A 21,382-nucleotide genomic window follows, 5' to 3' on the forward strand; every position below is an offset into this window, starting at 1 on the left:
AAGGTGCATGTACGGTGTGGAGCGGGGGAAAACCTAGAGAAGTTATTTGCTTTTAGTAGCTAAGAAAGCAAACTTCAAAAGGTTACCTATCGCTATCTTTGCAGAGAGCAACGCTAGATACTTCTGGAGCTAAGGGAATTATTGTTTCTCCAGATACTCAGTTATCCATTGATCCTCCTGGTTTAGTCGCAAATACTACTGGTGCAGTAAATGCAGATTCAAAATATCTAACTGCATTGTCCTATATTACTTTGCGACAGTATAATTCAGCTGCTACGCAATATGAATATACTGCGAATCAAATCGATGTTCATTGTGATGTTGTGGTCGGTTTATTTGGACAGTATCCTTTTAAACTAGAAGTAAAAGGAAAAATAGCGATTGATAAGTCCACACTGCAGTATGGGAAAGACGAGTGGAACAACAAGTATTCTTTTGAAGGATTAGAGTTTGATGTTATTGACAAAAATAATAAAGTTGTCGATACTCTAAAACTGGATCGAGACGGAAAAGCAACATCTAAGGATTTGCTGGTCGGTACCTATACATTAAAAGAAAAATCAGGAAAATGGGCTGCGACCGGACAAACGCAACATGAGGATATCCAGGTTACTGTTGAAGCAGGGAAAACAGTGACATTAGACGTAAAAAATACAGCTGTTACAGGGAAAATCACCATTAAAAAATCAGGTGAGTTTTCGGGAACGGATTTATGGAATGATCGATATAGTCTAGCTGGAAATGTGTTTATCTTAACTTCTAAAACAGACGGTAAAACTTACGAGATTACAACTAATGAAAAAGGTGTCGCAAGTAAAGAAAGACTACCGTTAGGGGACTATATCATTGAAGAGAAGACCTCTTCTCCAGGCTTCGTAAATACGTTTGGTAAAAAAGAAGTATCTTTGACGTATCAAGACAAGGAAACAGAAATTGTTTTCGGGGAAACTTCAGGTACAAATAGAGAAGTTACTGGGGAAAATACACTTCAAAAAGTCGATGTGGACACGGAAAAAAGCCCCAATGGAAAAGCAAACATGAAAACTGCTAAATATCAGCTATTTTATGCCGATGATTCCACAGGATCAAGTGCACATAAAAAAGGTGATCCAGTGAAATGGACGGACGTGCCAACACCAAAATTATTGAAGGGTGAGAAAGTTAAGGAAGCGATTATAGGCGGTAATAAGGTAAACTTTGGTGATTCTGTAGTAATTGATATTGACGATGAAGCCTTACAGGCAGCTATCGGGAATCTATCATTAGGGAAATATGAGTGGTTGGAAGTCGATGCCGGAGCTGGTTATGTCACTGATCCAACGAGACATGTTTTTGAAATTAAAAAGAAAGACGACAAAACAGCTGTTGTGATCGCAGAAGAGAAAACTTCTTTGGAACAAATCATCAATGTATTGTTGCGATTAGATAAGAGTTTAACTTTACCTGAAAATCAAGGTGGTTCAGGATTTAATGGTGTAGAGTTCACCGCATTTCCGATCAATGGCACTGTTGCGGAGCCAGTTGTATTAAAAACTGGAATCAATCCAACTAGTGGAGAAGACGGATATGCTGAAGCGAAGTTGGTTTTTGGTGATTGGAAACTTCAGGAGACAGACGGTGTGGCAGGCTACGACAATGTACGAGATATTTATATTCGAATGACGGTTGACGAAGCCACAGACAAACTATTGATTATCGCAAGTTTCAATGAAGACTTTTCTGATCCATTCAATAAACGTGAATTTACGTTGTCTGATAGTTCTTCAGAGAAAAATCCAAATGCTGAAGGAACCGCTGGAAATCTGGACAGCACAAATTTTGTTGCTTCATTATCAACGATTCGTTTTAACGACAATCCAGAGAAACCAAAAGAACCAGGGATTGACGTAGAAAAATCAAATGTGGAAATTCCAGGAGCGGGGCAAGGGAACAAACAGGATAAACCAAACAATGTTGAAAACGACGCTGACGACAAAGAAACACCGGTTATTGTAACACCTAGTGAACCAACCGATATTTTCTTTAAAATCACGAATACCGGAAATGAAGATTTAACAAACATTCAGCCTGTTGATAAAACGACAGAAGGAAGTATTTCTATTGAGAAAATCAAGTGGGAATTTTCACTTGATGAAAAAGGTTTTGTTTTAGGCGAGAATGGTCAAGTATTGGTTCTGAAGCCTGGTGAAAGTTTTACAGGAAAAGGGACGCTTCCAGCCCTTCCAGAAGGAGAATTACACGGAAACTTGATTACAGTTACCGCTACCGGCAAAACTTCAGAGAAACAAGTTGAAGACGAAGACCCTTGGTATGGTATTGATGAACCGGAAGAACCGGGAATTGATATTGAAAAAGGTACTTCTTCAGAATTAGAAGCAGGGCAAGGAAACAAACAGGATAAACCAAATAATGTGGATAAAGATTTTGATGATAAAGAAGCGCCATTTGCGGTTACTTCTGGTAAACCAACAGATATATTCTTTAAAATTACAAATACTGGCAAAGAACCATTAAGTAATATCAAACCAGTAGATAAAACTACAGATGGCTCTATTTCAATTAATGAAATCACCTGGGACTTTAAACTAAACAAAGAAGGTTTTATCGTTGATGAAAAAGATGAATTATTGGTCTTGAAACCAGGAGAGTCTTTCACAGGAAAAGGTGTCTTACCAGCCTTACCAAAAGGAGAATTACACGGGAACTTGATTACTGTAGAAGCAACAGGCACAGAATCGAAGAAACCAGTTACCGATGAAGACCCTTTTTATGCTCTTGATCCAGAACCAAAAGGTCCCGGTATCGATGTAGAAAAGGCAAGTGGAGCAGCTCCAGAAGCTGGAAAAGGGAATAAGGAAGATAAACCAAATAATGTCAATAATGACTTTGACGATAAAGATAAACCTGCGAACGTTGAAACCGACAAAGAAACAGATATTTATTTCAGAATAACTAATACTGGTGGAGAACCTTTAACAGAGATTAAACCAGTAGACAAAACAACTGCTGGATCTATTTCAATCAAAGAAATTACTTGGGATTTTGCGATGAATGACAAAGGAATTATTCTTGGTAAAGACGGGAAACCGCTTGTTTTACAACCAGGAGAAACATTTATCGGAAAAGGTATTTTACCGAAGCTCCCAGTTGGTGAACTTCATAGTGATACCATTACTGTAGAAGCGGTAGGGACGGAATCCAAAACCTCCGTAATCGATGAAGATACTTGGCATGGTCTTGTACCAACACCAGAATTGATTCCGAGTAATCCAGCCACTTATTTGCCAGCAATGGGTGCGTTGCTTAGTCATTATCCAATGATTGCAGGAGTAATCCTAATTTTGTTAGTTACAGCAACGTACTTAATTCTTCAAAGAAGAACACGAGTAAGCACTATGACACAGCAAACAACCGAGTATTATATTGAAAAATAAGTCATGAAAGGAATTTCAGAAGGAATTCCTTTTTTGTATGCAAAAAATGCCTCCTGATTGAATCGGGAGGCAAGGAGGGAGAGAGGTACATTCAAGTGAAAAATGCTGAATTGGAAAAAATGATTCTATCTGTTCTTTTGTCAGAGCCGGAACTGCTCATTGCTTATAGCATGAATCCTTTGAAAAAATGGAGTTAAAGCATGTAAAAAAAGCAATCAATATATAAAGGAAAAGCAGTTGAATAAAATAGCTTGTTCTTTTCCGGATTATATTCATGCAAAGTTATGGGTACGAACATTAAACTACATTTCTGCAGATAAAAGGTCGTTGTTTAGTGCTAGATACAATGATCGTATGCTAGAACAATTTGTTGACAGATATCAGCTGCTATACAAAATTTTTGAATCAATCTAGGCTAGAAAGGAGAGTACAGGTAGTGTCCTTATTAGAGATAGCATTCAGACTTTATATTACAAGCGCGTTCAGTATTGTCAGTTACTTTTTCTTAAAGTGGGCATACGTAATAGATCGTTATAAAAGGGAAATGACAAATCAAGAAAGAAAAGAGACAGGTTGGTTTTTAGTAGGTTACAATATTATATTTTCGGTTATAGCATACTTGGTTTTTAGTTGATAATGGTTTGTATCAGTTGAATAGCCAACCATGCAGCAGTAACAATTGTCACTAATTTTAATAAAAGCGTCAGGATAAGAGAACTTTCGCAAGCTTTGTTTTTCCAGAGTATTGGTGCAAAACTAAAAAAGTGTAGGATAAATGGAAAAATTAAGAAAGTCGCAAAAGATATGACGATTACATTAACCATATTTAAGTGTATAGTCTGAAAAATGATAAATGAAGTTGAAAATGATTGTTTATAAATCAATAGTAAATAAACAATAGCTAATACGATTGACATGAAACCAGAGCTTACTTTGTCTAGCAATGTAAAGTCGTCTTCTTTAGGCTTAGGTTTTGTCATGCTGCTATCTATAATATCAAAAGAAATTCCAATTAACTGAATGAAAAGAATAGTTGCAGCAGTCGCAGAAAATAAAACTAGAACTGTAATCATTCGATCAATAGTGAAAGCTTGATTGAATTCTTCAGGGAGCAAATCAATAGCAATCGAGAAAAGAGCGTGTGTTCCTTCAGGAAAAAAGAGTGACGCAATAAAAAGAATTTTTAACGTTTCCAGCAATAGGACTGATTTTGTGGTCAAGTGTTGAATCGTAGTAATAGCAGTGTTCATGAGAAAACTCCTTTTTTTCTATCAGTTTATCACATTATTATACAGAGAGGCGTGAAAAAATGGCCATACAGTTTCAATTTGAGAAAACAAGTAACATGCGTGTTCCGTTAAAAGAGCCGCTGCCACTTAGTCAAGCAGAAGCTTTACTAGAAAAAGAAAATAGCTATGCAGTGGAAGAACAATCTGAAATGACGTTTACCTATTCGTTGCTAAATGAGGACAATGTGGACGTTGTACAATTCAGCTACAAGTTTCCTGAACCTAACTTTTCCTTGTTAGGATCAATAATAAAAGAATTACCAACTTTTTCAGAAGAAGAGCAAGAGCTCATTGTACCCTGGTTAGAAGAAGGATTCGGGAAGAAAATTAGAAGAGCTGAAAGACCTCTTCAGATTCAAGCACCAGCAGCACAAACGCAGCCCGTTCCTAAAAATAAAAAAGCAAAAAAATCTATTTTAGCTAAATTTTTTAAACGACAGTCTAAAAAACAAGCTGGGGTTATTGTGGAAGCACCAAATGATCAGCAAGTGATTCTTCCGGCGCAGCGCTCCAGTGCTCAATCTTTGAGCCAGGACATTTTACAACAATTTGAAGCTGCATTAGATATAGAAAGCTATCCTGAAGCTATTCGATTGTATGAAGGCTATACAGCCATATTGAGTGGAAGGAATGAATTGATCGCAGTAGGATATAGTTATTTACGTACAGGTCAGCTTCAAAAAGCTAAAATAGTCAATGAACGTCTGATTAGTTCAGCGCTCACACAAGATATTCTTTTAATGGATCAGCTACAGGCATTAGTCAATGCAAGTAAAGAAAAACTTTCTACTCTTCAGGCAGAACCGATTGAACATGCAGAAGAAATTCAAGTATTAATGAACCAAATTGTTCTGTATACACAGGAAATGGAAGAAATTTAGTCGTGAAGAAATGGCTGATTGCTAGTCTATTATTTACTGTAGCGCCACTTCTAATCCTGATAATGAGTATTGCTTTAGTTTTTGGTATACAAGAAGAAGAGCCTGTTCAACCTTCCGGTGATTCAATCGCTTTTACCGGAGAATTTACACCAGAGCTTCCAGCTGTTCCAGATATTAAGGGAACAGGAAATTTTTCAGATGAAACAGCTCAACTAGCTGTAGCTACAGCGATTAAATACCGCTTATTACCTAGTGTGATTCTTTCACAATTCGCTTATGAAAGCGAGTGGGGGCGTTCACACAGTGCAACGGCAGATAATAATTTTTTTGGTATTACCTGGTTTGAAGGGTGCCCTTTTCCAAAAGGAACAGCCCGGGGAATTGGTGGCAGTGAGGGCGGCTGGTATATGCGTTTCCCAGACGCAAAGACAGCCTTTAATTATTACGGATACATGGTGGCTAAACAGTCCAATTTCAACGCATGTGTAGGAAATAAAAGCCCAGGAGAATGCCTGCTTATTCTAGGTCGTGGTGGTTATGCAGCCGCGGGGATTACTGAAACTAGCCCCTATTATACAAATTGTTTGGCGATCATTCAGAGTAATCGATTGTCAGAACAGTATGATCAAGTAGCAATTTCTCGCTGGTTAGAGTTACCAGGGCTAGATCCGATTATTGGAAATGGTAAAATTGCTGTTTTGGAGAGTGTTTTAGGCTCTAAAGTAGGTTCTGGGCAGTGTTACGCTATGACCGCTTATTATGTACGGTCACAAGGCGGTCCCGAATTAGACGGTTCAGGTAAAATCTATGCTAGTCAAATAGGCAATGATTATGACTGGAGTAGTTATGGTTGGAAAGTTATTTTCAATCCGACTTTTGAACAATTAAAAGCAGGGGACGTGATCAACTGGGGAGCTGGTGGCATTGCAATCACCCAATATGGACACACGGGTGCGATTGCTGCAGTAGGAACAAATGGAAATTTCGTGACCTATGAACAAAATAGTGCGGGGGAATTTGTTACAAAACACAATCGTTCTATGCAATCAGCACCGATCACTAGTATCGTACGGAAAATAAAAAAATAATGGAAGGAGAATGACAACATGTCTAAAACAAGTTTGTTCCTGTGTTTCATACTTTTAGCGGGAATGATATTAACAGCTTGCAGCCCCTCTAAGAAAGGGAAAAATAATGTTGCCAATTCTAGTGAAGAAGTACATCTAATTGAAGGTTCTACTGTTAAAGAAATCAGTAGTACAGAATCAAAACCAAAGGAAAGTAGTGCCGAGATTTCCGGCGAAGAATCAACAGAGAAACAAGAAGAAACGGAACCGTCAGCTGCAGAACTTTCTATGAATGATTTAGAAATTCAGACGTTTTTAAAAGAATTTGGTGAAAAATTTGTAAATTACAAGAGCATTGATGAAAGAAACGGTGCTGTTAAAGGACTTTTAACTGAAGACTGTGCCAAAGAAAACGGTATGACAGTAAAAGTAAATGCTGATTTTACGGCACAAGGAGAAGTCCTTCAGATTTATCGACCATTTGAAGATGATAAATCCCAGTCTTATATCATTGTGGGAAAAGAACGATCGTCAGCTGGTGAGCAGGGAATACTTCTTACTGTTTCTCTTCGGGAAGAAAATGCTGCACTAAGAATAAGTAAATTGACGGTTCATTACGTGAAACAAGCTTACTAGAAAGGAGCGTGAAAATAGTGGAGACACAACAACCGGTAACACCTAATCAACAGATACATGCACCTATTGAGACTACTAAGGAAATCAACGATTTTACTCGATTTACCCACGAATTAGAGAATAAGGATAAGGTAAAGCTATACGTTCTCTATCAGATTGAAAATAAGAAATGGAAACGAGGAACAACGCTTAGTTATAAACGACTATCACAAGAAATAACGGTTCCAAATAATGCTTATAAAATGGCACTAGAATTTTTAGAAGGTGCTGGATTAATCGTGAATGAAGTAGTGATAGAAGAAAAAGTGCCTGCTACTCTTATTGAACGATATGGGGTGATTGTTCATGGCAAATAAAGTGAATTTGGCAGCACTTCAACCAGCTGTAAAACAAGAGAAGAAATTAAAAGGAAAATCCGGATTTTTTAAGAAAAAGCCAAAGAAAGAGAAAAAAGGCTGGGGTTGGGCTAAAGGGAATATTGGAGAAGGAACAAGAAGTATCAAATTCAATCGAACGTCCCCAAACAAAATTGTCGCAGTTTTTTTATGGCTTTTACTGCTTAGTATGGCGTTCTTTCTTTTATTGAATGTGTTTACTTCAGGAAGTACGCTTTCAAGTATCTCCAGCTTGAATCAGTCAGTTGGGAAACTTCAGGCGGATCAAAAGCAAGAAAATGAGAAGGACGATTTTGCCGTTTATCAAGGTCAATCTTTTCTTTACTGGTACTATCTATCACCGAAAACAAATGAAGAAAAAGAAAGAAGAGACAGCTGGTTAAATAATTATTTATCAATCGGATTAAGTCTGCCAACATTGAAGTTAGGTGAAGAAAGTCAAGTAGTAGATATTCAGTTTACACGACAAGAAACGAAAAATAATACGTTATATGATCGTGTTGTCTATCTTTCTTATGAAGTCACTCTTCAGGCAAATAAGGTTTCTACAGAAGAATCACAAGAAGTCAGTGAGGCAGAAGAGGGAAAAAACAAGGAATCTTCAGAAAAGGAGAAAGTCTTCCTTCAAGTGACGATTCCAACTGTCACTACTGAAGGTGATTTTCGAGTAATAGGACTACCGGAAATTGCTAGTTTTGGTAAGAGCAGCAATCTATCAAAAGAGAAAATTGTTCCATATGATGGTACTGCATTGTATGCTAGGGGCGAGAAAGTGGCTGAAGAACAACAAGTTCCTATTGTGGATTTTTTGACAAAGTTCTATCAAATGTATACAGCCAATGACGAAAAATTGAACATTGTTACGCATGAATCCGGATTTCCAACTCCAGCTGAAGCTAAAAATGTGACCATTCGCAATTTAGTGAAGACTGGTAAAAATGAATACAAAGCAAACGGAACAGCAGAAGTGTTCTTTGAAACAAGTGGTATTCAATTATCAACAAGTTTTACCGTAACCTTTAAGCAAGAAGGAAATGGTTATTTTGTAACAACAATAAATAATTAACAGGTCAATTCTTTTATAAATAGAATTGATCTTTTTTTAGGAGGAAAAACAAACATGTTTAATCAAACACTCTTTTATCTAGGCGTAAGCGGGGGACTAGAGGATTTCTTTAAAAGTATTCAAACACAAGCCTATTGGGCGTTAGGAATTGCTGCATTGCTATTTATTGTCATTTCAATTTCACAACAAAGTATTGTCGGACTGGTACTTTCAATCGTTATTCCTCTTCTCTTAGCTGTAGGAATCACTTTAATGGCTCATTTGCAGGAAATTGGCGAAGCAATAACAGATGTCATTATCAAGTTTACAGGTACAGGAATGATCTATTTTCCGGACTTACTTGATTTGTTTAAAATGATGATTTAGGAGGGAGTGAGTTATGGAGTTTAATTTCACAAAAGAATACAATCACGGGCATCGAGTGTACAACTTGGGGCGGATTTCGTTGAATCGATGGGCACCTAACGGATTATCTATTTATCGACTGGTTGTTTTTGGTGTTTTTGCTATTGGGAGTATACTTGTTCTATTTTTTGGTGTGATTACTGGGAATCAAGGAATAATTACCTTCTATTTAAAACACTGGATTCACTTAATTATTCTTCTTTTTCTTCTTGTTTGGACACTGTTTAGTATGAACTGGGATCAAAAAAATATTTTTCAGTTTCTACTAGGAAGAGGTCTTTTCTATACCAGTAAAGGGAATCAATATGAACATAGTCATGCAGTTATTTACGAAGAAAATCAGACATTCATGTATAGAAAAATGAGAAGGGGGAAACGTCGTGCGAAGTACAAAGCGTAAGATAGTAGAACCACCAGTTTATGATTATTTCAAAAATTTTATTTTCAGTAATAGTGGTGGTCATGTATGGGTTGGTTATCGCTTGAAATCAAAGGATTTACCAATAAATGATATAAACTTTTTTGAGGAACACAACCAAAACGGCAAAGGGTTGTATGATCATGATCAATATGAATATCATCAAATAAATATTCCAGAGGCATTCGATATTGAGAATCAGATAGGATTATTGAAAGACCATTACACACAAGGTGAATTAAAAGATATTGCGGATACTTACCTTGATGTGACGTCTAATATTTTAGTGAAAGAGGCAAACAGTACGAGGTATCGAACGTATTTATTTGTCAAATTAACAAATGTTCCTTTGCCAAGTAATCCGATTGAATATGTCAAAATGGCACGGCAAACGTTCGGTCATAGTTTGGTAGAAATGTTTGGCTTTAAAGAGGTAAGCGATAAAGTTGTTGATTCATTTATTGAGCAAGAAGAAGACCTTTTTGCTCATTTGAATTTATATGAATCTGTTGAACGAATTACTGAAGCTGACTATGAAGTATGTACCTATTTTATGTACCACCCGGCAGATCCTTACTTGCCTACAAAAGAATTGTCTAGTGCAGAAATCAATGAGGGAGCTATTTCAAATCATAACGGGTACATTAAGATTGAGCAGAGAGATAGAACGCATTATATCGCTACTCTAGCAATGGTTGACACCCCTAGTTCTGTATTCGGTGCTAGTTGGATTCAAAAATTGCAAGATAGCGTCAGTTTTCCGTTTATGTCACAGTGCCGTTCTCGATTTGAAAATAACGAAAAAGACAAGCGAATTAATCGGAAAATGAGAAAACGATTGTTCCAACAAGAAAAGGATAGAAGTATAAAGGCGGAAGAAGAAGCACTTTTTGACGAGGACGAGGTGCTTCTTTTTGGTCAAGAAAGGCTGCAGGGATTGCATAAAGGGCTAAATGAAGGGGAACAACGTTTGTTACGTGCCGATATTCATTTGACCGTAGCAGCAGATAGTTTGGAAGAATTGGAGAAACGAGTAGAACGTTTAGAGTATGCCCATGAAAATTCTAAATTCAAATTGTATCGACCAGAAAAAGATCAGTTGACGTATTTCAACCAAGGGCAGATTGGCAGCCCGTTCCATTATCGAGTATTTGAACAAACGGTATCTACAGGTTTTATTGCGGACTTGGGAATGAACCTTGTGCATCGCTTAGGAAATAACGTAGGTTTTCCTTTAGGTCGTCTAGTAACCAGCTTAAAAAATATAGAAGACGTTGCGCAAGCTATCCAAGTCAATGCGCAGGTTGTCTGGTTATTTTTGGGATTGGCAAAAAAGGCGATTCCAGGAGCAAGCATAGCAAATGGGAATACGTTAATCGTTGGACCACCTGGGGAAGGGAAAAGCTACCTTGCAAAATTGATTTTCTTATGGAGTGCTTTTTTTGGTCAGAAGGTGTTATACCTGGAACCAAAAAATGAAATGATTGAGTTTGTGGCTGAAGCCCGGGAAAAATATTCACATATTCCTGAATTTATGGCGTTGCTAGATCGTATACATTTCATCACAATCAATAAAAAAGAAGAAAACCGAGGGATTTTGGATCCATTACTATTCATGGAGAAGGAAGAAGCTGTTTCAACTGCAAGGCAAGTTCTTTATCGTTTAGGGAAAGTACATTTACACCCAGAAGTTCAAGCTGCAAAAGAATTAACTATCAATGAGGCAATTTCTAGTGAATTAAAAGAAGCAGGACGTCCATGTATGAGTGGTGCAATTCAACGGATTTATGCTGCAGATAAAGAACTTGCAAAAACCTTAGAAAGTTATAGCGATGGTATTGGAAAAGTATTGATTGGGACACCAGAGAGCAAGGTAATTTCTTTTGAGCACACAATCAATGTTGTAGGTATGCAAGGAGCACAGCCTGCTACTAAAGAAATTCTTGACGCAGGAATGGAAACGGACGACATGAGAGCAAGCGCTATTGTACTTGAAGTTATGAACAAGCTTGTACAAGTCTTTTCTATCAATAAAGACGAGGACGCTATGGTTGTTATCGATGAATTTAAATCAATTGAGGATAGCCCGGCAGGTAGTTTTATTATTGAAGATAATTTGAGAAAAGGGCGGGCAAATGGTACAGATATTGTTCTTCTTTCTCAAATGTTAGTAGACGCTGCAAATAAAGACGAATTGATTTCGTATAAATTTGCCTATAAGCCTAAGTCAGACGAATCGATTGTAGACCTATTGAATTACTTTGACTTGGCACCGAATGAAGCCAATATTCAAATGATAAAACAAATGAAATCGGGGATTACATTGTTTAGTGATCACCAAGGAAGAAAAGGCTTAGTTGCAGTAGACGCATTATTTGAAGAATGGCATGAAATGTTGAAAACCACGAAGCAAGATAACAAACAGACACAATTTGCCCTTGAAATGGAAAAGGTGGGGTAGGAAATGAAAAAACTACTCAAATCTATTTCTTTCGTTATTTTATTCCTTTTACTCATTGGGCTATCATCTATTGAGGCACAAGCAGATACAGACCCGGCAATGCCTCAAACAGATATAGAGACATCGATCGACGGTGACGCTACAAACGTTGGAACTCCTGATCAAGGGAAGCCTGTTGAAAAGCCAAATAAGACAGAGAATGAGAAGGAGAAAGCGAAAGAAGAGTACATTAATCAATCCTTGCCAGAAACAAATGAAGAGCTTTATAAACGGTATAAAGACCATTCATTCGAGCTTATGACAAGTGAGATAGAAGGAAGCGTGACAAATAAAATCGGGCAACAAATTGGTGTCGGGCTTAAATCGATTTTTTGGGGAATTGCCCTGTTTTTTGGTCGTGCCACTATGACATTAGCAGAATTTACGTATGCCGTCGATATTACTAGTTCATTGAGGGATTTTGTGAAGGTATTAACCGAATCATTAGCAGTCAGTATGACTAGTATTGCTGGTAGTATTATAGCAGGTTTTGCAGTCATTGTATTAGTTTATCGATATGCAATGACTGGGAAAGCATGGGCGGCTATTCGTGTGTTTGGATTAGCTGTCATTATTTTTACCTGTTTATCTGCACTTAAAAGTTATAGCAGTGAAGCGTTAGATTTTATAGATAACACGGGTGATACGATAGAATACGCCTTGTTAAAAGCGTCACCAACACTAAACGCTGAAGGAAAAATAGTTGTAGAAGATAACACTGGTCAACCAGCACCACCGACCACTGGGAAAACGAATGAAGAGTTAAATGTTGAAGCCAGTGAAGCACCATTAAAGAAAAGTGCAACAATACTAGCAGCAAATAACTTTAAAAATAATCTGTTCATTCCATACTTAGAAATGCAGTATGGAACAGCGAATGTATCTAAGATTCAGGAAAAGAAACTTGAAATTGATGGTGAAGAATACGACCGGATAGCTGGTTTGTTAGATAATGAAGGGAAACAGCCCTTTTTAGAAGCAGCGACAACCTATGAATTAGATACACTGGAAAATAAAACAGTAACACCCAGCAAAGCAATGGGTGTTGCTGGTAATTCATTACTCTTCAGTATAGTTGGTTTTTTTCAGGTGATTATTCTATTTGTCGGCGTTATTCTTAAAAATATCTTTGCCTTTTTCTGCTACTTTATTTTGCCAGCTTTCGTAATCGTATTGATCATATCACTATTCAAATCCGATGGAAGCGTGCTGATTCAATATGGAAAAAGTGCCGGAACATTAGTATTTATGAAAGCTGGCGTTTTCTTTCTATTATTAATGTACTCAACAATTATTAGTTTTGGTTTTCAGTCAACAGCTGGAAAATCCGGAATTGGTCGATTTTTCATGATGTTACTGTTCATTTTCTTGCCGGTCTTTTTCTATTACTTCAGATACTTCTTCATTGCTGCGGTAAAAGGTGATCTTAGAGGAGCCATGCAGGAGGCAAGAAATGTAAAAATGAGGCGAGATATTGCTAAATCTAGGAAACTTGCCCAGGCTGAAGCTAAAGAGCGAAAACAACAGCAAGAGCGTGATCGGCAAAAAGAAGAAGCTGAAAAACGTAAAAAAGAAGAAGCGTCCTCTAGTCCTAAAGATGCTAAAGAGAAGCGGGAATTATCGAAAGAGCGAAATCAAGATAGAGATAGGGATAAGGAACAAAAAGGGAAGGAAAATGGCAAAGAAAAAAATGCAGAAAATAAGGAACAAACAAAACAAGCCAAAACGAAAGAATCTCTGTCTGAAGATCGCCAAGCCTCTAACCGTCAAGAAACATCAGAGAAGGAAAATGAGGAAATACCTTCTGGAGAAAATCAGCAAAAGCCGAAGGAAGTAAAAGAAACACTTGGTGTTAGTGAAGAGAGAGAAGGTCTTTCAAGAGAAAAAGAAGCAACTGAAGATTCTGGTACCAAAAATAATCCTAATGCTGGGAAAGCTGATCAGCGGAATGAACAAGCCAAAGAGCGTCAGGCAAAATATAGAAGAACGCACCAAGAGAAGAAGGATAACCCTACTTCTAAAAATAAGAAAGATACCGAAAAATCTGAAAAGCCAGAGAAGAAACAAGGCGTAGTAAATGAGCCAAAAGCCAAGCAAAATCCTAAAGAAACAGGAAAAATACCAGCCAAAGAAAGAGAGAGGATCGAAAGAACATCAAAAAATAGAGCAACTAAGGATCAATCTAAATTAGACCGAGTTGCAACTCGTAACCGTATGGTGAAAAAGGCAGAAAGAGTTGGAAGTATTGAGCTTCAGCCGGGGTTAGAAAACTATAATCAGATGCCTAAAACTTCAGCTGAAAATATTGGGGCAATGGCCGCATATACTCGGCATATTCCAAAACGTGCGACTGAACAGAGGAGAGCTACGATTAAATACATTCAACGAGGAAGAAATAGGGTAGTTCAAGAAATTAGGCAAGATCCAGCTGTACAAGCTGTTGGTCGAGGAATACAAAGCGTTCGTCAATTTGGTACCGATGTGAAACAAGGCTACGCAGATCAAACGTCTACACACGAGAGGGCACGTGCAGATCGTTGGGACAAGAGAGGATTTTCAGAAGAAAATCAAAGGAGACCTAAACCATTACCACGGAAAAGGTCTAATTGAGTAAGGAGTGATAGAGTAAATGTTTCAACAAGATTGGTTCCAAAAATCACAGAAACAAGAGAAGAAAGAAACTAATCCCTTGATTGTATTAACGATGGTCATTGGACTCGTTGGATATCCCTACATACTTGTAGGAAGCCTTTTTTACTTCTATCTTTTGTATAAAGACAAAGTAGAACGCATGGAGTATGAACCAGATGATCCAAACTTTCAATCATTGATTGTTCGTAATTTTAAGTTTTGGTTGATTGTTGTAGGAACATTGACAGTGATTAATCCATTACTATTCATTAGCGGTTTAATGGACGGTTTTCTATCCTGCTATTTACCGTTCACAACGGTATCATTTAATGCTCAAACACTTCTTGCACTCCCTATGGGTGTTGCATGGGGTGTTTTCTTTTTACTATCTATCCACGCTTTTGTAGCTGGAAGACGAGTAGAAGGTATTGAAGAAAAGCAACGGAAAGTACAGAGTAGTGCTGCATATCAAGAACGCCGGGAAAATCGATTTGAAGAAGCTGCCGCAGAGAACAAATCGCTAGAGACAAATTATAGGGAAGCGAAAAAGCGAAATCTAACCATCAAATTAGAAGAGGGAAAACAACAGATTTCATTAGGAATCGATGAATACGGGAAGCCAAACTATATCCGTTTTGTGGAATTATTCCAACACGTATTACTTTCCGGAACAACTGGATCAGGTAAGACTACTGCACTAATGATTTTTGTAGAACATGCTTGTAAGTATGATTTACCTTTAGTTTTTCTTGATGGAAAAGGTGCGAGAGAGACACTCGCTGATATTGAGCGTATAGCTGCTCGATATGGGAAATCGGTTAAAGTGTTAAGTGAATTAAATCAGTTGCGCTATAACCCGGTGAAACATGGAAATAGTGTAGCGATACGAGATCGATTAGTCACACTGGCAAGATCAGAGAGTTCTTTCTATACCGCAAATGCTCAAACACTATTAATGAATACAATCCAGTTACTCGATACGTTCAAAATTGCCAGGACGCTGCATAACGTCCGTAAATATATTAATGTGGGGCAAGTGCTTTCCTTGTTTGAAGAAGCATTAGGATTGACACAAGATACACCGTCTATTGTAGGTGAGCAAGAGGAGTTGTTTGTGGGAAGTGGTTTTGTTGAAAAGTCTGAAGAAGCACAGAAAACGGCTAAGAAAAGACGTAAGAGAGAAAGCCTTGTGGAGACACGATTTACGAAGATTAAACAACGGAAAGACAAATTGACACCTGCGTATCGCCGCTTGTTCACACAGCTTATGGAAGAGTATGAGTATGAAAAAGAAGGATTTATGTATCTTTACAAGAGTTCTGAAATGCTCAGAGTGAATCTATCAATGTTACTGGATAGTGAATTGGGGTATCTCTTTGATACAACAGATTCAACTGCAGAGGAACTTGATTTTCTTGAAGTGAATAAGAAAAAGGAGATCGTCTTCATTACTCTAAACGGCTTAGTCTATGATCAATACATTTCCATGTTGGGACATTTTGTGGTCTCAGAACTGAACTTTATGGCTAGTGAAAAATATGCCAACTTTGATAAATCAGAATTTCTATTAATCGGTGATGAGCCACAAAGTTACTTAACTAAGAATGCGATAAGCAGTGTAAATAAAGGGCGTGGTGCAGGTTTAGGTTGCATTTTCAGCCCACAAACGCCACAGGATATTGAAGATAAAGAAGAAGGTATGCTCGAGTTGTTAATTGGAAGTGTAAATACGTATATGATCGGACAAATCAACAGTGGAGTACAAATCGATTATCTAGCGAAGTTAGCCGGAACATACGATGATATTGAAAAAACGTCAATGATCGAACAGCAAGCCGGATTATATGATATAGGAAAGAAAGATTTTCTTGCCCAACGTGGGACTGTTCGTGACGTTGAAAGGTACTATTTAAATCCGAAACGGATTAGAGCGTTACGTAAAGGTGAGTACTATGTTTACAGAAAAGCAGATAGTATTAATGAACGTCCGAAAGTAGTTTATATGCGCAAAGTAAGCTAGACATTCTTTATTTATCTGCTGATTATTCGATGTAGAAATATGAACAGTGTTCAAAGCATACTTGTTTTATATTCAATTTATAGTCAAAAACAAAATAATTCTTACAGTAGTTTCTATTGAAAATAACAAGAAAGAGTAAAGATATCCTTGAATACTCTTTCTATTTTTTACTCCACTTTCTATACGAAAACACGTTTACTCTGTGTAGGAAAAGTGGTGCACTTTATGGGATTGTCCGTCCACGCCGATTCTGAGGCGGAAACGTTGTTATAGCGGTGTTTAGTTACCTTTTTTCATATGCGGTGCATAAGAAAAATTTCCTGACCTCACACTCTCTACGTGGCTAAAGCCAAGTATAGATCGTGAGGTCAGGAAACCGGTAATAAACAAATAACAACAATTATCAGAATCGGCGTGGACGGACGGTTAAAACTAGAAATGGAAAAATGAAAAATACAATAAAACAGATGGAAATAAAAATAGAAAGAGAAATGATCAACCCTACCCAGTCTTGGGTCTCAAAAACACCCCCTTGCGCCTGCGCCCCCTCTTACTCTTTAAGAGGGGGCTGTCGCTGAAGAGCAAGCACTAAATTTTTATAGTAGTAGCAGCTGAAACTTATTTACAACTGAAGAGAGTAGTATCAACCCCTACCCCAATCATGGGGTCTCAAAAACACCCCTTGCGCCTGCGTCCCCTCTTACTCTTTAAGAGGGGACTGTCGCTGAAGAGCAGGCACTTCATTTTGTGTAGTGGAGGCAGCTATAAAAAGTTTTTATTGAAATGAATGACAGAAAAATTTACATTACGCAATTTATACGAATAAGGAGACATAGAATGAACGAGTTATTACGAGATTATTCCAGTAAAGAGGATTTAGCCAAACGAACAGTCCGTGAGCTGGTGCTGCTTGTACTAAATGAATTACGAATAACCACTATTCGGCAGCTATATCAGGTTATTTGTTTAGATAAAGCTGTATCAGAAAAATTTGTTTATCGAGTAGTAAAAAAATTAGTTGAGAAGGAATATCTGGATTTTATCCGGATTGGAAATGGAAGAAAGTATTTTTTAACCGAAAAAGGGAACCAATCGATCAGTTCGTTTTATGTGCCCGTAAAAAATCCTGATTATCATTTAAATCACTTTATGCAAATTAATGATGTATTGATCGATTCCTTAGAAATCACAAGGCAGCAGCCGAGATTTTCATATGTGGAAACTGAACAACGAGCTTTTTTTGAAATGAGAGACGGTGTAGATTTTGAACAAGTTATAGCGATGAACGTTCCCGATTTTCAGTTGCACTTTGAAGAAGAGAGTCAGACAAAGAGACGATTCTATTTTGAAATTGAACTATCAATCAAATCAAAGAATCGTTATTTGAAAGAGATTTTCCCATGGTATAGAGAACAGTTAAAAAGTTATCCAAATGATGTTTTATTTTATGTTACGGGAAATCCTGGAATCTATGTAAAGCTAAATCAGATCAGAGAATATTTTATTAATCGATACCAATATAAAGAGTTTGAACGGTTCTATATACTTCCGCAAGCTTCTTTTAAAGAAGAGTATGAACTGATTTGTAGTCGGATATTCAGTGAAAATGATTAAGAACAAGACCGTGGGACCTGCCAGCCCCACACCCCGTCCAAGCGTACGCACGCTTGACTGCAAAAAGTGAAAGCAAGCTTTCACGAGGAAACGCAGGTTTTTCAAGCGGGGGTGTCCTACTTTGAGAACGTCTTGCCGTTGTGTCGATGCCCGTTCCAATCAGTTGAAGATTTCCTAATCGCATACCAGGCATTCGGACAGTATAAACTAAGCGATAACCTGAATTTTGACAAGGGTAAATGTACGAGCAAGCTCGCCCTTGTCAAAATTCAGAACATAGCTTCGAGACGTTTATGCCGAACGCCAGCTATACGAAAAGGAAATCTAACAACTGATTTTCACTCACGATCTTTGACAACAGAAAAACAACCGTCTAAAAAAGGTAAGGCGCACGCCTTAAAAACGCAAAGCGTTTCAAAACCTTAAGACCTCGGGGCTCTGCCCCAATCCCCGGCCAAACTACCGCTGCCGAAAAGTAGGGTGGGTCGGCTGAAAAATTTAACATACATTTCTGTTGAAAATAACGAAAAGGAAGGAACGAGACAATGAAATTTATCAAAGAAGTTGAAACGTTAGAAGAATTGAAGCGTGAATACAAGCGCTTATCACTCAAACATCACCCTGATTGTGGTGGCGATGAAGAAAACATGAAGGCACTAAATAATGAGTATGACGAACTTTTTCAGAAATTGAAACACATACACAAAAATAAAGAAGGTGAGTTTTACAAAAAGGAAACGGAAGAGACACCGGAAGAATGGCGAGAAATCATTTCTAAATTGTTAGCTTTAAAAATGGTCGGTGTTGTGATTGAAGTTGTAGGTTCGTTCCTATGGATATCTGGTAACACGAAACCTTATAAAGAACAGTTAGGGAAAAACGGCTTAGGGTTTAAGTGGAGCCAAAATAAAACAGCATGGTATTTATCCCCTAAAGGTTATAAAAAATATAGTAAAAAAAGTTTTGAAATGGACGATATACGAGAAATGTATGGGTCACAACGAGTAAAGGAGAAGAAAGAGCCTAAGAGATTGCTAAGCGTCGTCTGATAGATGATTGTTTTTCTAAGTCAAAGAGCGTTAGGCAAATTAATTTTTGGAGGAATGAACAAATGATACCAGTAGCAATTACAAAGGGCATACAAGAGCGAGTACCAGAAGAAATAATAGAGTTTTTACTCTTTCTTACAATGAAAAGAGTTGTTGAATCGGAAATAGATACAGATTACTTACAAATTTTCAAACTTTCGATTTCTGAAGAGTTGCCGAGTATGCAACTTATCCAACATCGACAAGAAAAGCCGGAATTAATAGAAAATCATTTTCTACCGCTAATAAAACCTACTCCTTGTGAGGAAGAAATTTATATCCTACCAAATGAAATAGGTATTGCAGTACTGTTGGCGGAGGAATATTGACATGAGCAAGGTAAAAAAAGTATTTAATTATCGGTTTCATTGGGAAAAAGGGCTTCATCGCCCTTTGACCGATGAAGAATTTGACAAACTTTTTCTTGAACAAAAAAGATTTGAACGAAAACGTGCAGAAAATGACTGTTCAGCTTGTGGTTATGGAAATAAAGGAAGTATCTTCATCGAGAGTTCAAGCGATATAGCTTCTCTAATACATTTTGGTATGTGGAGCCATGGAACAGATTACTACCGTTGCACTTATTGCGGACGAAAGACAGAAAAATAGAATTGCTTTTACTAGAGGGGCTTGCCCCCTCTCTAGTGAAAAAGAATGGATCATTTGTTTTGTATAGTAGCAGACAGGGAAATGAGGACGTGCATATATTGAAAAAAGATATAGTTGAAAAATTATGGTCAGTAAAGGAAAAGTTAACAAAAAAGGAAGAGCTAACAACAAGCGAATTAAATGCAATCAATCTTTTATTGACTGATGTATCAGGGATAAGAATTCCGACAAAACAAGAAGTTTTATTATATGAAGAAGCTCTGACATTGATTTTACAAACGACAAGTGAAAGTGCTGGTGCTTATTTTGAAGCAAGAATTGAAGCATTTGAAAAGAAATATCCAGATTTTGATGATTAATCTATTCGCAATAAACGAAAAACTAAAAGAAGAAAAGAGGAAAAAATATGCAAAGCGTGAAATTAACAGGAAGATTGACACAAGAAATTGACTACAACGAGTTCCCGAATGAAAAAGGTATTTCAAAAGTAGCAAAATCAACAATAGCGGTCAAACGTCATCGGTTTAGTAAAAAAGACAATGAACGAAAATCAGATTTTTTTAGAATTGAAGCATGGGGAAATTTAGCGGAGACTTTAAAAAATTATACAAGTAAAGGTGCATTGGTCGATTTAATCGGTGAATTTCATAATAACAATTATGAGGATAAAGAAGGAAATAAGCGCTATGAAATCGTGTTTCAAGTAGAGTATTTAGAGTTGTTGGAAAGTAGAGCTGTGTCTGAAGCAAGAAAGCGGAACAACCAAGGGGAGCAGATGAACCAACAGCCACCTTATACTCAAGAACCAGCTGGAACTGTGTATCATGAACAACATGAACCGCCGGCTTATCCATACAATCAGCCGAATATTCCAGGAATGAATCAATACGGGGGACACAATTAAATGAAAAGAAAACTGAAAAAATGGAAGTGGCTGCTTTGCGCAGTTGCTTCCCTCCTCTTAACGGTAAGCGTTAATACAGCAACAAAAAAACATCATTTTTTTAGTGTTATAGATTTTTCAACTAGTGGGGAATCCTTTGAAAAACCTTCGGACTTACCAAAAGGGGAAAAAATAGCTGTTCAATTTAGTAAGCCTATAGATGGTGATACCAGTGAGTTTTTATTGAACCAGCAACCAATAAAAGTGCGGTATTTATTGATTGATACTCCAGAAACAAAAAAGCCGGGAACCCCTCAACAACCATTTGGGAAAGAAGCGAGTGAACGGACGGAACAGCTGATACAAAATAGAAATAGAATTAGACCAGGGCGACACAAAAGACAAATACGACCGTGTTCTAGCCTATGTATTTATTGAGGGGGAAT

The 21,382-nt window shown here is 37.5% G+C and carries 19 protein-coding genes; 18 read left to right on the plus strand and 1 reads right to left on the minus strand.

The features are described 5' to 3' along the window. The first annotated feature begins 98 nt into the window (after positions 1-98). The gene (locus BCR25_RS10375; protein ID WP_069663541.1) at positions 99-3,434 is read left to right on the plus strand and encodes an MSCRAMM family protein; all 3,336 of its coding nucleotides are present in this window, start codon (positions 99-101) and stop codon (positions 3,432-3,434) included. A gap of 626 nt (positions 3,435-4,060) precedes the next feature. Here the strand turns inward: BCR25_RS10375 and BCR25_RS10385 are convergent. Continuing rightward, a complete protein-coding gene (locus BCR25_RS10385; protein WP_069663543.1) occupies positions 4,061-4,684 on the minus strand; it encodes a hypothetical protein in 624 nt (207 codons plus the stop codon). A gap of 59 nt (positions 4,685-4,743) precedes the next feature. On the opposite strand from BCR25_RS10385, the gene BCR25_RS10390 reads away from it, so the two are divergent. The 17 genes from BCR25_RS10390 to BCR25_RS10470 all read left to right on the plus strand — a co-directional run bounded on the left by BCR25_RS10390 (position 4,744) and on the right by BCR25_RS10470 (position 21,374). Then, a complete protein-coding gene (locus tag BCR25_RS10390; RefSeq protein WP_069663544.1) occupies positions 4,744-5,604 on the plus strand; it encodes a hypothetical protein in 861 nt (286 codons plus the stop codon). 62 nt (positions 5,605-5,666) lie between these two features. Continuing rightward, a complete protein-coding gene (locus BCR25_RS10395) occupies positions 5,667-6,692 on the plus strand; it encodes a glucosaminidase domain-containing protein (RefSeq protein ID WP_083242665.1) in 1,026 nt (341 codons plus the stop codon). Between the two features lie 18 nt (positions 6,693-6,710). Continuing rightward, positions 6,711-7,307 (plus strand): EF0163 family protein, encoded by a 597-nt coding sequence (locus BCR25_RS10400; protein ID WP_069663546.1) that lies wholly within the window; start codon positions 6,711-6,713, stop codon positions 7,305-7,307. Between the two features lie 17 nt (positions 7,308-7,324). Further along, a complete protein-coding gene (locus BCR25_RS10405) occupies positions 7,325-7,663 on the plus strand; it encodes a hypothetical protein (RefSeq protein ID WP_083242643.1) in 339 nt (112 codons plus the stop codon). After that, on the plus strand, positions 7,653-8,768 hold the full coding sequence (locus tag BCR25_RS10410) for a conjugal transfer protein (RefSeq protein ID WP_069663547.1): 1,116 nt from the start codon (positions 7,653-7,655) through the stop codon (positions 8,766-8,768). Before BCR25_RS10405 ends, BCR25_RS10410 begins: the two co-directional genes overlap by 11 nt. Positions 8,769-8,822: 54 nt before the next feature. Next, positions 8,823-9,134 (plus strand): hypothetical protein, encoded by a 312-nt coding sequence (locus BCR25_RS10415; protein WP_069663548.1) that lies wholly within the window; start codon positions 8,823-8,825, stop codon positions 9,132-9,134. Positions 9,135-9,147: 13 nt separating this feature from the next. Next, the gene (locus tag BCR25_RS10420; RefSeq protein WP_069663549.1) at positions 9,148-9,573 is read left to right on the plus strand and encodes a TcpE family conjugal transfer membrane protein; all 426 of its coding nucleotides are present in this window, start codon (positions 9,148-9,150) and stop codon (positions 9,571-9,573) included. After that, positions 9,554-12,052 carry an ATP-binding protein gene (locus BCR25_RS10425; RefSeq protein ID WP_069663550.1) on the plus strand — a complete coding sequence of 833 codons (2,499 nt, stop codon included), beginning with the start codon at positions 9,554-9,556 and terminating at the stop codon, positions 12,050-12,052. The genes BCR25_RS10420 and BCR25_RS10425 overlap by 20 nt, the downstream gene beginning before the upstream one ends. Before the next feature lie 3 nt (positions 12,053-12,055). Next, positions 12,056-14,701 (plus strand): TrbL/VirB6 family protein, encoded by a 2,646-nt coding sequence (locus tag BCR25_RS10430; RefSeq protein WP_069663551.1) that lies wholly within the window; start codon positions 12,056-12,058, stop codon positions 14,699-14,701. A gap of 19 nt (positions 14,702-14,720) precedes the next feature. Beyond that, the gene (locus BCR25_RS10435) at positions 14,721-16,742 is read left to right on the plus strand and encodes a type IV secretory system conjugative DNA transfer family protein (protein ID WP_069663552.1); all 2,022 of its coding nucleotides are present in this window, start codon (positions 14,721-14,723) and stop codon (positions 16,740-16,742) included. An 837-nt stretch (positions 16,743-17,579) separates the two neighbouring features. Beyond that, complete coding sequence (locus BCR25_RS10440) at positions 17,580-18,356, plus strand: replication-relaxation family protein (protein WP_069663553.1); 777 nt, start codon at positions 17,580-17,582, stop codon at positions 18,354-18,356. Positions 18,357-18,901: 545 nt separating this feature from the next. Continuing rightward, positions 18,902-19,405, plus strand: coding sequence for a molecular chaperone DnaJ (locus tag BCR25_RS10445; protein WP_069663554.1), 504 nt, complete (start codon positions 18,902-18,904; stop codon positions 19,403-19,405). A gap of 62 nt (positions 19,406-19,467) precedes the next feature. Then, positions 19,468-19,773: a DUF960 family protein gene (locus BCR25_RS10450; RefSeq protein ID WP_069663555.1), complete on the plus strand. Its 306-nt coding sequence runs from the start codon at positions 19,468-19,470 to the stop codon at positions 19,771-19,773. Position 19,774: 1 nt separating this feature from the next. Then, on the plus strand, positions 19,775-20,053 hold the full coding sequence (locus BCR25_RS10455; protein WP_083242645.1) for a hypothetical protein: 279 nt from the start codon (positions 19,775-19,777) through the stop codon (positions 20,051-20,053). 98 nt (positions 20,054-20,151) lie between these two features. Continuing rightward, the gene (locus BCR25_RS10460; RefSeq protein WP_069663556.1) at positions 20,152-20,412 is read left to right on the plus strand and encodes a hypothetical protein; all 261 of its coding nucleotides are present in this window, start codon (positions 20,152-20,154) and stop codon (positions 20,410-20,412) included. 47 nt (positions 20,413-20,459) lie between these two features. After that, positions 20,460-20,957 (plus strand): single-stranded DNA-binding protein, encoded by a 498-nt coding sequence (locus BCR25_RS10465; RefSeq protein ID WP_069663557.1) that lies wholly within the window; start codon positions 20,460-20,462, stop codon positions 20,955-20,957. Continuing rightward, positions 20,958-21,374, plus strand: coding sequence for a thermonuclease family protein (locus BCR25_RS10470; protein WP_139124570.1), 417 nt, complete (start codon positions 20,958-20,960; stop codon positions 21,372-21,374). It begins immediately after the preceding gene. Positions 21,375-21,382 lie beyond the last annotated feature (8 nt).

It is taken from the genome of Enterococcus termitis, assembly GCF_001730305.1.
GTDB lineage: Bacteria > Bacillota > Bacilli > Lactobacillales > Enterococcaceae > Enterococcus_L > Enterococcus_L termitis.

Bases quoted from the DNA above. Each gene is read 5' to 3' on its own strand.
- BCR25_RS10385 (WP_069663543.1), bottom strand. From the start codon at position 4,684: ATGAACACTGCTATTACTACGATTCAACACTTGACCACAAAATCAGTC.
- BCR25_RS10390 (WP_069663544.1), top strand. From the start codon at position 4,744: ATGGCCATACAGTTTCAATTTGAGAAAACAAGTAACATGCGTGTTCCG.
- BCR25_RS10395 (WP_083242665.1), top strand. From the start codon at position 5,667: ATGAGTATTGCTTTAGTTTTTGGTATACAAGAAGAAGAGCCTGTTCAA.
- BCR25_RS10400 (WP_069663546.1), top strand. From the start codon at position 6,711: ATGTCTAAAACAAGTTTGTTCCTGTGTTTCATACTTTTAGCGGGAATG.
- BCR25_RS10410 (WP_069663547.1), top strand. From the start codon at position 7,653: ATGGCAAATAAAGTGAATTTGGCAGCACTTCAACCAGCTGTAAAACAA.
- BCR25_RS10415 (WP_069663548.1), top strand. From the start codon at position 8,823: ATGTTTAATCAAACACTCTTTTATCTAGGCGTAAGCGGGGGACTAGAG.
- BCR25_RS10420 (WP_069663549.1), top strand. From the start codon at position 9,148: ATGGAGTTTAATTTCACAAAAGAATACAATCACGGGCATCGAGTGTAC.
- BCR25_RS10430 (WP_069663551.1), top strand. From the start codon at position 12,056: ATGAAAAAACTACTCAAATCTATTTCTTTCGTTATTTTATTCCTTTTA.
- BCR25_RS10435 (WP_069663552.1), top strand. From the start codon at position 14,721: ATGTTTCAACAAGATTGGTTCCAAAAATCACAGAAACAAGAGAAGAAA.
- BCR25_RS10440 (WP_069663553.1), top strand. From the start codon at position 17,580: ATGAACGAGTTATTACGAGATTATTCCAGTAAAGAGGATTTAGCCAAA.
- BCR25_RS10445 (WP_069663554.1), top strand. From the start codon at position 18,902: ATGAAATTTATCAAAGAAGTTGAAACGTTAGAAGAATTGAAGCGTGAA.
- BCR25_RS10450 (WP_069663555.1), top strand. From the start codon at position 19,468: ATGATACCAGTAGCAATTACAAAGGGCATACAAGAGCGAGTACCAGAA.
- BCR25_RS10455 (WP_083242645.1), top strand. From the start codon at position 19,775: ATGAGCAAGGTAAAAAAAGTATTTAATTATCGGTTTCATTGGGAAAAA.
- BCR25_RS10465 (WP_069663557.1), top strand. From the start codon at position 20,460: ATGCAAAGCGTGAAATTAACAGGAAGATTGACACAAGAAATTGACTAC.
- BCR25_RS10470 (WP_139124570.1), top strand. From the start codon at position 20,958: ATGAAAAGAAAACTGAAAAAATGGAAGTGGCTGCTTTGCGCAGTTGCT.